Below are 14,216 nucleotides of genomic sequence, written 5' to 3' on the forward strand. Positions count from 1 at the left end.
AAAAAGCGTCCCGTCAGTGGGCCAGCAGCTTCACCGCCACCACGGCGAGCGCGATCGCCATCTCGACGACGAACAGCAGCAGCTTGACCGGCCACCGCACGGCGGTGCGCCGCGTGGCGAGCAGCGCCAGCGCGGCGATCGTGAGCACCAGCGACAGGGCGGCGAGCCACAGCGCGGTGCGCAGCGGCAGCCAGCCCAGCACGGCGGCGCCGACGCTGAGCAGGGGGAGCAGGGCGGTTTCCAGGACGTGGCTCGCCGCCTTGACGATGTGGCGCAGGTCGTGGCCGCGGGGGAAGCGGCCGTGCGCGATGCGGTGCGCGCTCACGTCGGCGAACCCGCCCGCCAGGCACAGGGCACCCATGGCGGCCGCGACGTCGGCGAAGGCCTCGGTCGCCGACGTCTCGCTCGCGTAGTTCACCAGCAGCAGCACGGTCGACAGGCCGACCAGCGTCGCATACACGCGTTCCCGCAGGGCGGACACGACGGCTTGAGTCATGGGAGAGACTCTAAACGCCGTTGCGTGCCTTGATCCGGCGGACCACGAACAGTCCGATTGCGACGGTGAGCCCGGCGAACACGACGTACTGGAAGAACGTGGCATATCGCTCGACCAGCGGCCAGTTCTCGCCGAGCAGGTAGCCCGCGACGACGAACACGGTGTTCCAGATCAGGCTGCCCGCGGTGGTGAAGAGCAGGAAGCGCCCGAACGGCATCCGTTCGACGCCGGCGGGAACGGAGACGAGGCTGCGGAAGACCGGGATCATGCGGCCGAAGAAGACGGCCTTGCCGCCGTGCTTGGCGAACCAGGCGGCGGTGCGGTCGAAGTCGGCGGTCCCGACCAGCGGGAGCCGCCCGGCCAGCCGCCGCATGCGGTCGTGCCCCAGCAGCGCCCCGGCGAGGTAGACGACCACGGCCCCGGCGACGGACCCGAGCGTCGTCCAGAAGAGGGCGGCACCGAGGCTGAACGACCCCCGCCCGGCGGCGAACCCGGCCAGGGGCAGCACCAGTTCGCTGGGCAGCGGCGGGAAGAGGTTGTCGAGCCCGACGACGAGCGCGGCGCCGGGGCCGCCGAGCGATTCCATCAGCCCGACGGCCCAGCCGGCCACCCCGGTGAGTTCGGTCATGCAGTCCTCTCGTGAAGGGAGGTCGCCCAGCCGAGCGTCAGCCGGCGCAGGCCTTCGTCAGCGCCGACACCTGGTCGGCCTTCTTCTGCACCCAGTTCGCCGGGGCCGAGACGAGGTCCTCGACCGTCGTCTCGCGCAGCGTCGCCGCCAGGCTGTTGATCGCTTCGCCGACCGTCGTGTTGCCCGCACGGGACGCCAGGCCGGTCAGCTCGCCTGCCGCCTCGTGGGCGCGGTCGGCTGCCGCCTTCGGGTCGGCCGGGTCCGCGTTGGCCGTCGCGATGCGGATCGCGTCCGCGCAGACCGCCGCGGTCGAGGCGGCGTTGCTCACCTGGCCTGCCGTTTCGGCGACCCCGCAGCCGGTGAGGACCAGGCCGGCGGTGAGGACGGCCGCGGCGAGTTTCGTCGAGCGCATGGTGATCGTTCCTTTCGACGGTTCAGGCTTTGACGCGCGTGCGGAGCAGGCCCGCGGCGATCGCCGTGGCGAGGATCGCGGCCACCACCGCCAGCGACAGCGGGGTCGGGATCTTGACGACCTCCAGCAGCAGCATCTTCACGCCGACCCAGACCAGCACCAGTGCCAGGCCGATCTTGAGGTAGACGAACCGGTGCATCAGGTCGGCGAGCAGGAAGTACATCGCCCGCAGGCCGAGGATCGCGAAGGCGTTCGAGGTGAACACGAGGAACGGCTCCTGCGTGACCGCGAAGATCGCCGGGATCGAGTCGACCGCGAAGACGACGTCGGTGACCTCGATCAGCACCAGCACGGTGAGCAGCGGCGTTGCCACCCAGCGGCCCGCCTCGCGGACGAGGAACTTCTTGCCGTGTAAGCGATCCGTGGACGGGACGATCCGGCGGAACGCCCGCAGCACGACGTTCTTGTCGTAGTCGACGGTCTCGTCGCGGTGCAGCGCCATCCGGATCCCGGTCAGCACCAGGAAGGCGCCGAAGACGTACAGGATCCACGCGAAGCTCGCGATCAGCACCGAGCCGGCGGCGATGAACACCGCACGGAACACCAGCGCGCCGAGCACGCCGTAGAACAGGATGCGGTGCTGGTATTCGCGGGGGACCGCGAAGTAGCCGAAGATGATCGCGAAGACGAAGACGTTGTCGACGGCCAGCGACTTCTCGATGACGTAGCCGGCGAAGTACTGGCCCGCGAACTCCCCGCCCCAGACCTGCCAGACCACGAGGCCGAAGGCCACGCCGAGCGCGACCCACACCGCGGACCACGCGAGGGCTTCCCGGACGCCGACCACGTGCGCACGGCGGTGGGCGAGCAGGTCGACGGCGAGCATCAGCAGGATCACGCCGAGCACGGCGGCCCAGGCCCAGATCGGGACGGTCACGACAGACTCCTCTGGTTCGATGGCGAACCAGAGGTCTCCCCGGCCACGCGGACGTGGCGCCGGCACCGGGCTGCGCGGGCAGCCGGACTGACGATGCCGGACCGGGCGGGTACTCCCCTCCGTGCCTCCAGAATGACGAACTCCAGTTCGTCTGTCAAGTTCGGACGGCCGGGCTACCGTGTCCGGTATGGCTTCGTGGACGTTCCTCAGCAACCACGCGCACGTCCTGCTGTGCGTGGCCGCGGACCCCGACCGGACGCTGCACGACATCGCCGAGCGCGTCGGCATCACCGAACGCGGGGTGCAGCTGATCCTCGCCGACCTGATCGCGGAGGGCTACCTCGAGCGCGAGCGCGTGGGACGGCGCAACCACTACCGGATCCACCCGGAAGGCCGCCTGCGGCACCCGCTCGAAGCCCACCACCGGGTCGCCGACCTGGTCGCCGCCCTCGGCCTCGACACCGGCGAGCGTTCATCCCCGTGAACGACGCGGACGAGGCCACGTGAGTGGTCTGCCGCGGCTTGTCGTGAGTGGTAATTCGCGTTAGAACGCGAATTACCACTCACCGCCCGCCCCCCGGCGGGGGTCCGCCGGGGCGGGGCGGTGGTTTTTAAGCCGCCCCCCCCCCCCACCCCCCCCCCACGACCGCGGACCGGCGGCGAGCACGCTCACCCGGCCGGTCCCGGCACGTTGCCGGGTGGGCTGGGACGTGCGCTGAAGGGCACCTTGCTTGCATCTGGCGCAGCGAAGGGCACTTTCCTTGCGCCACAGGCAAGGAAAGTGCCTTCAGTGCGGTCAGGTTTCCGAGAACTGGCCGGTGAGGATCGCCGTCGCCAGTTCGACCCGGGACCGGTAGCCCGTTCGCTGGAACAGCCGGGTCAGCCTGCCCTCCACGCTCTTCTCGCCCGTCTGCAGCAGGGTGGCGATCTGCTTGTTGCCCAGCCCCTCGGCCACGAGCACCGCCAGCAGGCGCTCGTTCTCCGCGAGCGTTGTCTGGCGGCCCGGCACCTGGACCCCGTACTGGCGCATCAGCGTGCGTGACCAGGACCGGCTCATCAGCGCGTCCATCTCGCCGAAAATGGCGTAGGACTCCGGCAGCAGCGCCGCGGGCTCGCCCAGCCCGTAGCGCACGAACCGTTCCAGGGCCACGGCCTGCTCCAGTGGCTGGTCGCGCAGGCGCAGCAGTTCCATCGCGCCCTTCGCCGCCGCGTTGTCGGCGTGCACCAGTGCGTGCAGCGTGAGGCGGTTGAACTCCGCGCGCTCGGTGCCCATGCGGGCCGCCACCTGCTCGAGCTTGCGCAGGTACTGCGGGAGGGGCTCGGTCCGCTGCGTGCGGACGGCGATGTCGGCCAGCGCGATCCACAGCAGGTCCGCGTGCGCCACCACGCCGTTCTGCTCGGCCTGGTACACCGCCGACCGCAGGATCGACTCCGTGCGCCCGAATTCGCCGTGCGCCCGCTCGTACAGCGCCTCCGGGATCGCCAGCAGGTGCGGCATGGCCGGGCCGCGGGCGCGTGCCGTGGCGAGCAGCTCGCGGGCGCGGGACAGCCGGCCCCGGCACAGCTGGATGGTCGAGACGAGCTGGAACAGCACCGTCTCGACCGGGTCGCAGCCGCCCGCCGCGCTGGCGGCGATGTGCTTGCGGGCCAGCTCCATGGCGTCGTCGAACCGCCCGGCGCCCACCGTCAGGATCATCCGCTCCGGCGTGCTCAGCCGGACCGGCACCTGCGGCGCGTCCTTCAGCAGCTGGTCCGCCTGACGCAGTTCGCTCAACGCCACCAGCGCGCCGACGTGGGCGTCCAGCTCCGCGGACGGCCGCTCGCCCGCCTCGATCCGGCGGCCCAGCTCGGCGGCGTCGTGGTCGAACGCCGTGCGGTCGCCGAGCCACAGGTCCACGACGGAACCGAACAACCGGACGGCGCCCGCGACCTTGGGGTAGCAGGGGTCCGCGCCGATCCGCCGCACCAGTTCGTGCGTCTCCCGCCAGCGGCCGAGCAGCGACAACGCGAACGCGCGGGCGACCAGGCCTTCGAGCGGGCCGCCCGCGGTGACCGGTGACGCGCTGCCGCCGGCGATTTCCGCCAGCTCGTCGCGTCGTCCGGCTTCGGACAGCGCGGTCAGGTAGACGAAGCAGACGTCGAGCAGCTCGCCTTCGGGGATCTCCGCGGCGTGCGAGCGCAACACCGTTTCGGCCGACTCCAGCGCCTGCACCGGGTCGCCGCCGCCGAACGCGGTCCGGGCGTGCAGCAGCAGGATCCGGGCCCGCTCGGCCGGGTCGGCGGTGAGCTCGGCCGCCGCCCGCAGCCAGGGCAGGGCCTGCTCTTCGCCGCCCGGCGGCACGGCGCGGGCGTGGGCGAGCAGTTCCGCGGCCGCCCGGCCGGGGTCGACCAGCCGTCCCGCCTTGACCAGCTGGTCGGGCAGGTAGGCAGGCTCGGCGGTGCGCGCGGTGCCCGACCACAGTGCCTGGACGGCGATCTGGGCCAGCCGCCGCCGCTCGTACGGGCCGAGCGCGGCGGTCAGCGCGATCGCCACCACCGGCTGCCGGAACGTCCAGGTGTCCCGGGCGCGGGAATGCCGCAGCACCCCGGCCCCGGCCAGCAGGTCCAGCTCGTGCCGGGCCTGCGCCTCGGACGTGCCGAGGGCTTCGGCGACCAGCCGCGTGGCGGCCGGGCCGAGCAGGCGCAGCACCGCGATCGCCTTGGCCGCGGCCCACGCGGTCGCGCCCCGGCGGCGGATCGCCGTGAGCAGCTCGTGCTGCCCGGAGATCCGGGACGGCGGCGGCGCGCCGGTCGTGTAGGCGTGCCGGTCGACCACGCGCACGAGGTCGTTCGCCTGGCCGAGCCGCAGCGCCGTCTCGACCACGGCGGGCCAGCCGCGGGTGACCTGCCACAGGCGGTCGGTGAGCAGCGGCTCGGGCACCGCGCCGAGCAGGCCGGTGGCGAGCGCGGGCAGCTCGGCGCGGGGGAGCGGGCGCAGGGTGACGTGGTGGAGCAGGCCGTCGCGGTGCAGCCGCGCCGCGCTCTCGTGGAAGGCTTCGCGGGCCGCCGCGGGCAGGGGCAGGCCCACGGTGCACACGCAGGCGGACTTCGTGGTGGCCAGCTGCCGGACCAGCGTGTCGAGCGAGCCGATGCCGTCGGCCGGCATCAGGTGGACGTCCTTGAGCAGCAGCAGCGTGCCTGCCGCCGCGCGCAGCAGTGCCGACGGCGGGATCCGCTCCAGCTGGGCCGCCCCGGAGGCGGAGCCGGCGAACGCGAGGTCGACCACCCGCACCTGGGCGAACCCCGGCGGCGGGTCCTCGGTGAGGTGCCGGGTCAGGCAGGCCTCGACCGCGGTGAGGTCGGGGCCTGCCGGTCCGCTGAGGACGGTCAGCACCGGACGGCCGGGCGTGCGGAGTGCCTCGACGACTTCGAGGGCGATCCGCTCCGACGGCGGGACGAATCGGTCAGGCTGCACGCTTCTCGCTCTGCTCGTTCCGGGGTGCCCGCGGACGGGCTCCGGCCAGACTAGCGGCAGCGCTCCCGGACGCGCCCGGCGCCGTCGGAGCCGGTTTGCTTGGCACACCGGGCTTTCCGGCGCGAGCGACGCGGGACCGGCGCGACGAAGATCACTCGTCAGGGTGATGCACGTTCACCCGGCGCGGTAGCTCTCCGGCGGTCCGAGATAGCTGTCGGCGAGCCCGCCGGTGTCGACGACGAACTTCTGCGCCACCACGGTCGGGTCGACCATCCAGAACTTGAGGGTGTGGACGCCGGGCGCGGCCACCGTGAAGGTCGCCGAGGTCCGGTTGACCGCGTCGGCCGTGACCATGCCCCACAGCGCGTTCATCGTCAGGTCGTCCACGCCCGCCGTGGTGTTCACCGTCTTGGGCGGCTGGTCGTCGAGCGAAACCGCGTACCGGATGCCGCTGCCGGGCAGGACGTTGTTGCGCGGCGACAGGTACGTCCAGACGGTGACCGGGCCCGCGGTGGTGAGGTTCATCCGGTACTCCAGCCGCGGCCCGGAGCCCGGGGTCTGCGCGGGCGCGGTGGGCGGCACCGGCGTCAGCGCGGAGCCGGTCCGCCCCGCGTCCGGGATGCGCTGCCACGACACGCCGGAGCCCCCGGCCGCGGCGGTGTAGTGGTCGGCCTCCATCGACACGTACCCGTTCGCCTCGACGAACCCGGACGGCGGCAGGCTCGCCGGGTTGTCCACGACGGCCTCGACCGTGACGGTGCGGCCCGCGCCGGTCACGGTGACCGGCACCCGGGTCGTCCCGCGGGGCGCCTGCGCCCAGTCGACGGTGAGCGTGGCGCGGACCTGCTTGCCCACGCTCCCCTCAGCGGGGGAGACCTTCAGCCACGGCACCGGCGCGGCGATCCGGTAGGCGAACGCCGTGGCACCGCGGTTGAAGACCTCGATGTACTGCGCCGCCTGCGTCTGGAACGGGCTGAACGCCGGCAGCACCGCGGCCGAGCCGGCGGCGGGCCACCACTCCCGCGACCCGGCGATCGCGACGCCCATCTCGGCCGCGTCCGGCACGGTGATGCGGTGCAGCGCGGGATAGATCTGGTCGGGCTTCGGCGGTTCCTGCCAGCTCGCGTTGCTGCCGTAGCGGTCCTTGTCGCCGTAGCCGAACTTGGTCTGCGTCTGCCAGCCACGCCACTTCCCGCCCGAGAGCGTGGTGTTGTAGTAGGCCGACATCGCCTGGTCGTCGGCGAGCCGGGCCTCCGCCGTGGCGGCCAGGTCGTTGGTGGCCGCTCGGCCCTGTGTCCAATAGCGACGGTTGAGGAACTGCGCCTGCCGCAGCGCGTAGAGGTTCGCCGTCGCCTTCACCGGATAGAACACCAGCTGGTGGAACGCGGCCTGGTCGGCCTGCGGCAGCGACGCCCGGACCGACTCGGCGCGCGCGGCGAGGGCCTGCCACTCGGCGGTCACCCGGTCCAGCTCCGCGTAGTTCTCGATGCTGAACGGCGTCGTCGTGTCGTCCGTCGAGACGGCGCCCGAGGCGCTGCGCGTCATCTTCCGGTTCGTCGACTCCGGCTTGCGGCGTGCCTGCAGCTGCCCGTAGGTGTGCAGCAGCCCGGCGACGGCCGGGGCGGCGGTGGTGCCGAAGTTCTGCGCGGCGTACTGCTGTTCCCAGCCCGCGATGCCCTCGGCGGGCAGGGCGGCCGGGTTCCACGCGTAGTCGAGGAAGAACTGCGTGGCCCGCTCGTTGTTCTTCAGGTCGCCGGCGTTGGCGACCCAGAGCCGGTCGATGCCCGAGACGTACGACGTGTGCAGCTGCTCCCAGGTGTTGCCCAGGTTCGCGGTGTCGGCCCACTTGTAGTTGCGGCTGCCGCCGACGTAGTCGAAGTGGTAGTACAGGCCGTAGCCGCCGGCGCGGGCCGGGAGCGTCCGGTCCGGCACCTTGCGCATGTTGCCCCAGTTGTCGTCGGTGAACACCACCGTGACGTCGTCGGGCGCGCGCAGGCCTTCGTCCCAGTAGTGCTGGACCTCCTTGTAGAGCGTCCACACCTGGGGCGCCTTGAGGGCGCCCTCCTCGCCGAGGATCTGGCGCTGGGCGGCGATGATCTGCTTCATGAGGTCGATGCCGCCGCCGTCGGGCAGGCTGGTGTCGCCGTTGCCGCGCATGCCGAGGGTGACCACGCCCTCGATGTTCTGCTGCCGCATCCGGCGGATGCCGTCGCGCCAGTAGGCCTTGACCGCGTCGGCGTTGCGCACGAAGCTCCACTCGCCGGTGCCGCCGTAGGCCTTGGGGTGCCGGTTCCACTCCTCGATGCCGCGCATCATCGGCGCCTCGTGCGAGGTGCCCATCACGACGCCGTAGCGCGTGGCGGTGGCGTGGTTGTCCGGGTCGTCCTCGGCGAAGGCCCGGCCCCACACCGCGGGCCACAGGTAGTTGGCCTTGAGGCGCAGCATGACCTCGAAGATCTTCTCGTAGTACAGGTGGTTGAGGCCCTGCGGGAAGCCGGAAGCCTTGCCGGGGCCGAACACGCCGGGCGCCCAGGTGCCGGTCTGCGGGTTCTCGTCGTTGACGAAGAAGCCGCGGTAGCGCACCGCGGGCGTGCCCTGGGTGTGCCGTCCGGGCCGCACGTAGAGCGCGTCGTGGTGGCGCGCGGGGACATCGTCCCACCAGTACCACGGCGACACCCCGATCCGGCGGGAGACGTCGTAGACGCCGTAGATCGTGCCGCGCGGGTCGCTGCCCGCGATCACCAGCGCTCTGTCCACAGTGGGCAGGGGATTGTCGACCACCTGCTGGAGCGAGGTTTCCCACTTCCCGGAGACCCCGGAGACGTCGAGCTTGCCGTCGGCGGCGAGCCGGTCGATCACCGGGCTCTTCCCGAGCGTGCCGACCAGGACGACCTGGCTGCGCTGCGGAACCGTGCCGGTCGACACGGCGGGGCGGACCCCGGTCACGCGTTCGACGTCGTCGCGCAGGTCGTTCACCACCCGGACCACACCGGGGTGGTCACCGCCGTCGACCACCAGCGGCGCGGCCGACCCGCCCGCCGCGAGGGTGAACCCCCCGGTCACCGGGGCGAAGCTGACGTAGTCGTCATCGGCGGCGGCCTGGTCGGCGGCGACGGGCACCGGGTGCAGCAGGGCGGCGGCGGTCATGGCCGCCACCGCGAGGGAAAGCCTCGGGAACCGCATTCGGACCTCCGCCGCAGCAGCTGTTCACAACCATGAACACGGGCATTTCCGGATCCGGGGAAGCATACCCGCAAAGCGGACGTCCGTAAGGGACGAAAGTACGTTTCCCGAATTTGCGGAGGATGGTCCGGATTTCGATTGTTTCGCCGCTCCACGCGCCCGTCGGGAGCCGGTGACGCACGCCTGGCCGGTCACCGCGTCCGGCCCTGGCTCGCGCGCCGGGTCCGTGACCGTGCCCGTCGTGGCCGGTGTCACTGAAGGGTCATGCCATCGCCCCGGCCGGGTGATCGCAGCGGCCACCGTCCCATATGCGTGATCGACTATTTGAGAACCGACCCCCGAATGGGGTACATCTCATCCCACATTGGGCCGGGCAGCGTAAGGAGTGTGGCGCCCACTCGTCACACCCGCGAACGGCAGCCACGGACGGGAGGAGGCGGCCGATGATCCGGGACTGCGGTGCCTTGCCGGGCCGGGGCGACGAGGTCGCCGCCGTCGAGAAGGTCGCGGGGCGGCCCGTTCTCGTCGTGGTCAGGGGCGCGGCCGGGGCGGGCAAGACGGCGGTGCTCGATGCGGTGCGGCAGAAGTGGCGCGACCGCGGAATGAAGATTGTTCACGTTTGTTTTTCCGCCGCGCCCGCGGAAAGCGACGAATTCGGGATTCCGGCCGTGCTGGCCGCCTTCCGCGAGGAATTCGGGACGCGCTGCGACACCCGGCTGGCGGAGGTCGATCGGCTTTCCCGCGTCGAAGACATCGAATGTTCATCTTCCGGTTCCGCTTTGTTCACCGAATTGACGCGGTTGTTCGGCGCGCTCCGGCAGAGCGGGCCGTCGGCCGTGGTCTTCGACGACCTGCACGCCGTGCCGAACCCCGGGTTCACGATCGCGGCCGCGCGCTACGCGGGCTGCACCGTGCTCGCGGCCGGGCGCGAAGACGAGGTCGTCGAACCGACGCTGCTGAGCGCGCTCGCCGACCAGGTCGTCGACCTGCGGCCGCTGACCGACGGCGAGATCGACGAGCTGATCGCCGCCCGCGGCCCGGTCGACCCGGCCGTCGCGCCGGCCGTGCGGCAGGCACTCGGTTCCCTGAGCGGCAATCCGGGAGCCGTGCTGGCCGTCTGGGACGCGCTCGAACGGGACGGCAGGCTGGTCCCGGTGCGGGGCGTGCGGTGCCTGGCCGACCCGGGCGCGCCGATTGCGCTGCCGTCCGGGCACGGTCTCGTGCGCCGGGTGGCCGGGCTGCCGCAGCCTGCTCCGGAACTGGTCGCGCTCGCCGGTTCCGCCGGGACGGTCCGGGTCGACGACCTGCTCGCCCTCGCCGGAGCCGTCGGCTGGGAGTCCGCCGCCTGCGGCCGGGCCGCCGACCTGCTCGTCGCCGACGGCGTGCTGGGCTGCGACGAGCGTGGCGAGCTGTTCGTCCCCAGCCCCGCCCTGGCCGCCGCGGTGCTGGACGCCGTGGGGGACCAGCGGGTGCGCGTGCTCCACGCGCGGGTGGCGGCGCACCTGCTGCGCGAGCCGGGGCAGTCCGCGACGGCCGCCGACCACGCCGCGCTGGCCGGCCCCGAACTGCAGGGCGGCCCGGAGGTCGTCGCCCGGTTGTGCCGCGAAGCCGCCCGCGTCCTGCCGGCCGCGCCCGCGTCGGCGGCCCGCTGGTACCGCGCCGCGCTGGCGCACTGCGCGGCCCACGACCCCGGCCGCGTGCCGGAGCTGACGCGGTCGCTGCTGCGGCTGCTGGTCCGGATCGGCCGCTACGACTGGCTGCGCGAGGTCGTCGCCGAGGCGGTCGCCACCGGGGTGCCGGACGGGCACGAGTACGACGTCGCGGTGGCGGCGTCGCTGGCGGCGCTGCACACGGGTGTCCCGGTCCCCGCGGTGGTGACCGCGCGGCTGGCCGTCGACCCGGCGGCCCGCCCGCCGCTGGAGTTCACCGGCCGGTGGTTCGACGGCCGCGAGGCGATCACCCTCGACGGGTTCGTGGCCACCTTCGGCGCCTTCCGGCTCGGCGACGCACCGGACGCCGCGTCCGTGCGCGACCAGCTCGAAATCTGGGCGGGCCGGCACGACCTGGTCGCCCTGTTCGGTTTCCTGTACGGCGACGAGTACGGCGCGCCCGAGGACGGCCCGCTCGCGCTGTACCACCGGATCATCACCGGCTACCACCGCGGGGAGTGGGCCGAGGTGCTCTCGGCGAGCCGCGCGCTGGAACTGAGCGGGCGGCCGAGCACGCCCGTGCACTGCCACGCGCGCCTGCTGGCCGCGGAAATCCAGTCGTGCGAAGGGGATTCCCGGCGCGCGGCCGACTGGCTGGCCGACGTCGGCGAATGCCCGTTCCCGGCGATGGCGAGCTGGGCCGAAACCGGCCTGATGTGGCGCAGCGGCCGGCTGGACGAGGCGATCGAAGCGGGCTGGCGCGGTTACGAACGGGCGGCGGAGGCGGCCGAACGCGGCTACCCCGTCGGGATGCACTGGCTGCTCGTGCGGCTGGCGATGCTGGAGGCCGAGGCGGGCCACACGGACAAGCTCGCCGAGCTGCGGACGCTGGCCCGCAGGTGGTACCGCCGCTACGGCGGCCGCCGGCTGCAGATGGCCGAGCTGATGGTCACCGGGCTGGCCGAGCGCGACCTGGCCAGCGCCCGCACGGCGGTCGAAGTGGTGCGCAGCCACGACAACCAGAGCGAGCTGATGCGCGCCTGCCTGATCGCCTCGTTCATCGCCGACGAGCCGCGGCCCTGGCTGCACGAGGCCTACGACATCGCCCGCCGTCTCGGTGGCGACCTGCTGCGCATGAACATCAAGGCGAGGATGCGCGAACGCGGCGTGACCCCGCCCCGCCGTCACCTCGCCTCGGACGACCTGTCCCCGGCGGAGCTGCGGATCACCGCCCTGATCCGCCAGGGCCTGACCAACCGCCAGATCGCGGGCGCGCTGCGGATCAGCGAGAAGACGGTGGAGAGCCACCTGACCCGGCTGTTCGCGAAGACCGGCTGCCGCTCGCGGCTCGACCTGGCCACCGCGAGCATCGAGGGCAGGCTCACCGTGTCCGGTTTGGACCGGAGCGGAACCGCCGGATGACATGAACGACTCTTTCCTGTCATCGGATGACAGGAAAGAGTCGTTCATGACGTCGCTTGACCGGGATCCCGCGGCTCAGCCGGCCTGGATGCGGGTCCCGAGCAGCTCCCCGACCGACAGCGGCGCGGTGCCCGGAACCGGCTGCACCGCCCGGCTCGCGAGGGCGCCGCCGTGGGCGAAGAACTGGTCGCAGATCGCCGCGACCGGCTGTTCCGGGCGGCCCAGTGCCAGCGGCTCCGGCGTGGCGGCAGTGTTCACAGTGGACTCGACAGCGTTCATTTCTCTTCTCCTCAAGGGGTTTTTTCCGAAACCGACCGGAAGGCCCGCCACGACGCCGTGATCACGACGGCCAGCAGGACCGCGATCGACACCAGGGCGATCGGGATCGCGTGGACGACGGCGACGCTGTTCCCGGTGTCGGCCACCGGGTTGCCCCACAGGCGGCGGCACGCCGCCGACACCGTGCTCACCGGGCTCCACGACGCGATCGCGTGCAGCCAGCCCGGCAGGCCGTCGGGCGGGACGAACGCCGTCGACAGGAACGAGCCCACCACCAGCACCAGGCCGGACAGCGGGCCCACCGTGCCCACCTTGCGGAACCACAGCCCGGCCAGGATGCCCGTCCAGGACATCAGGAACGCCAGCGCGAGCAGCAGCCCGAAGCCGGCCAGGCCGGGCAGCAGTCCCGTGTGGATCCGCCAGCCCAGCAGCCCGCCGACCGCCAGCGCGATCACCATCCCCACCGCCATCAGCAGCAGGTCGCACAGCGACTGCGCGAGCAGCACCGGGATCCGGCCGATCGGCAGGGAACGGAACCGGTCGACGAGCCCGCCGGTGAGGTCGTCGGCCACCGCGATCGCGCTCGTGCCGAAGCCGGCCAGCGCCACCTGGGCGGCGACGCCCGCCATCATGAAGTCGGTGAAGCTCGCGCCGCCGGGCATGGTGATGGTCTTGTCGAGCAGGTAGCCCATCACGATCACCATCGTCACCGGGGTGAGCGTGACGGCCAGTACCTCGCCCGGCGAGCGGCGCAGCCGCAGCAGCCGCCGCCCGGTGAGCGCGGCCGTTTCGGTGAGGATCATGCGGCTTTCTCCTTGCCGGTGAGTGCCAGGAACACGTCGTCGAGTGACGGGCGGCGGACGGCGAAGTCGGCGACGGCCAGCCCGGCGCGGCTGAGCGCGGCCGCCGCCGCGGCGACCGTGGCCATGCCGTCGTCGAGGGGCAGGGAAAGCCGTCCCGCCGCGCGGTCGACGTCGGTCGCCGCGGGCCCGAGGGCCGCCGCCGCGGCCGCCACGTCGGCCGGATCCGCCAGCACCACGCCCAGCCATTCGCCACCGACCTTCCGCTTCAGCTCGTCCGGGGTGCCGTCGGCGACGACGCTGCCGGAGTCCAGTACCGCGATCCGGTCGGCGAGCTGGTCGGCCTCCTCCAGGTACTGCGTGGTGAGGACCACGGTGATGCCGGTGCGGACCTGCTCGCGGACCTCGGTCCACAGCAGCTGCCTGCTGGCCGGGTCCAGCCCGGCGCTCGGCTCGTCGAGGAACAGCACCGCGGGCCGGGTGACCAGGCAGCACGCCAGGTCGAGCCGGCGGCGCATGCCGCCCGAGTAGGTGCCCGCCGGGCGGTCCGCGGCGGCGGCGAGGCCGAACCGGTCCAGCAGCTCGGCGGCCCGCGTGCGGGCGCCCCGCGTGCCCAGCCGCAGCAGCCTGCCCAGCAGCACGAGGTTCTCCCGGCCGGTGAGCTGGCCGTCGACCGCGGCGTACTGGCCGGCGAGCGCGATCCGCCGCCGCACCTCCTGCGGCTCGCGGGCGACGTCGAACCCGGCGACCCGCGCGGTTCCGCCGCCGGGCGCGAGCAACGTCGCGAGGATGCGGACGGTGGTGGTCTTGCCTGCCCCGTTGTGGCCCAGCAGGCCCAGCACGGTCCCGGCGGGCACGTGCAGGTCGACGCCGCGCAGGGCCTCGTGGCCGGGAAAACGCTTGCGCAGCTCGTGGGTCTCGACGACTGCGTCCACTTCGGACCCCTTTCTCGGCGG

At 72.8% G+C, this 14,216-nt stretch carries 11 protein-coding genes; 2 read left to right on the forward strand and 9 right to left on the reverse strand.

Annotated elements, in window-relative coordinates; all coding sequences use genetic code 11:
• Positions 1–13: 13 nt before the first annotated feature.
• The 4 genes from ABJI51_RS02945 to ABJI51_RS02960 are packed head-to-tail and all read right to left on the reverse strand — an operon-like array spanning position 14 to position 2,473.
• Positions 14–496, reverse strand: a complete 483-nt coding sequence (locus ABJI51_RS02945) for a hypothetical protein (RefSeq protein WP_348947343.1) — start codon at positions 494–496, stop codon at positions 14–16.
• Positions 497–506: 10 nt separating this feature from the next.
• On the reverse strand, positions 507–1,124 hold the full coding sequence (locus ABJI51_RS02950; protein ID WP_348947344.1) for a DedA family protein: 618 nt from the start codon (positions 1,122–1,124) through the stop codon (positions 507–509).
• Positions 1,125–1,161: 37 nt separating this feature from the next.
• The gene (locus ABJI51_RS02955; RefSeq protein ID WP_348947345.1) at positions 1,162–1,536 is read right to left on the reverse strand and encodes a bacteriophage spanin2 family protein; all 375 of its coding nucleotides are present in this window, start codon (positions 1,534–1,536) and stop codon (positions 1,162–1,164) included.
• 22 nt (positions 1,537–1,558) lie between these two features.
• The gene (locus tag ABJI51_RS02960; protein ID WP_348947346.1) at positions 1,559–2,473 is read right to left on the reverse strand and encodes a TerC family protein; all 915 of its coding nucleotides are present in this window, start codon (positions 2,471–2,473) and stop codon (positions 1,559–1,561) included.
• Positions 2,474–2,660: 187 nt separating this feature from the next.
• On the opposite strand from ABJI51_RS02960, the gene ABJI51_RS02965 reads away from it, so the two are divergent.
• The gene (locus ABJI51_RS02965) at positions 2,661–2,957 is read left to right on the forward strand and encodes a helix-turn-helix transcriptional regulator (RefSeq protein ID WP_348947347.1); all 297 of its coding nucleotides are present in this window, start codon (positions 2,661–2,663) and stop codon (positions 2,955–2,957) included.
• A 312-nt stretch (positions 2,958–3,269) separates the two neighbouring features.
• Here the strand turns inward: ABJI51_RS02965 and ABJI51_RS02970 are convergent, their stop codons facing one another.
• Complete coding sequence (locus ABJI51_RS02970; RefSeq protein WP_348947348.1) at positions 3,270–5,927, reverse strand: helix-turn-helix transcriptional regulator; 2,658 nt, start codon at positions 5,925–5,927, stop codon at positions 3,270–3,272.
• A 174-nt stretch (positions 5,928–6,101) separates the two neighbouring features.
• On the reverse strand, positions 6,102–9,110 hold the full coding sequence (locus ABJI51_RS02975; RefSeq protein WP_348947349.1) for a glycosyl hydrolase 115 family protein: 3,009 nt from the start codon (positions 9,108–9,110) through the stop codon (positions 6,102–6,104).
• A gap of 443 nt (positions 9,111–9,553) precedes the next feature.
• Between ABJI51_RS02975 and ABJI51_RS02980 the strand changes: the two genes are divergently transcribed.
• Entirely contained in the window at positions 9,554–12,181 is a 2,628-nt protein-coding gene (locus ABJI51_RS02980; RefSeq protein WP_348947350.1) for a helix-turn-helix transcriptional regulator, read from the forward strand.
• 75 nt (positions 12,182–12,256) lie between these two features.
• Here ABJI51_RS02980 and ABJI51_RS02985 read toward each other — a convergent pair whose 3' ends face one another.
• From ABJI51_RS02985 to ABJI51_RS02995, 3 genes are read right to left on the reverse strand one after another with little or no spacing between them, the layout of a single operon-like run.
• The gene (locus ABJI51_RS02985) at positions 12,257–12,460 is read right to left on the reverse strand and encodes a hypothetical protein (RefSeq protein WP_348947351.1); all 204 of its coding nucleotides are present in this window, start codon (positions 12,458–12,460) and stop codon (positions 12,257–12,259) included.
• Between the two features lie 11 nt (positions 12,461–12,471).
• Positions 12,472–13,263: an ABC transporter permease gene (locus ABJI51_RS02990; protein ID WP_348947352.1), complete on the reverse strand. Its 792-nt coding sequence runs from the start codon at positions 13,261–13,263 to the stop codon at positions 12,472–12,474.
• Complete coding sequence (locus ABJI51_RS02995; protein ID WP_348947353.1) at positions 13,260–14,195, reverse strand: ATP-binding cassette domain-containing protein; 936 nt, start codon at positions 14,193–14,195, stop codon at positions 13,260–13,262. Before ABJI51_RS02995 ends, ABJI51_RS02990 begins: the two co-directional genes overlap by 4 nt.
• Positions 14,196–14,216: the final 21 nt, after the last annotated feature.

Source organism: Amycolatopsis melonis (assembly GCF_040064235.1).
Lineage (GTDB): Bacteria > Actinomycetota > Actinomycetes > Mycobacteriales > Pseudonocardiaceae > Amycolatopsis > Amycolatopsis melonis.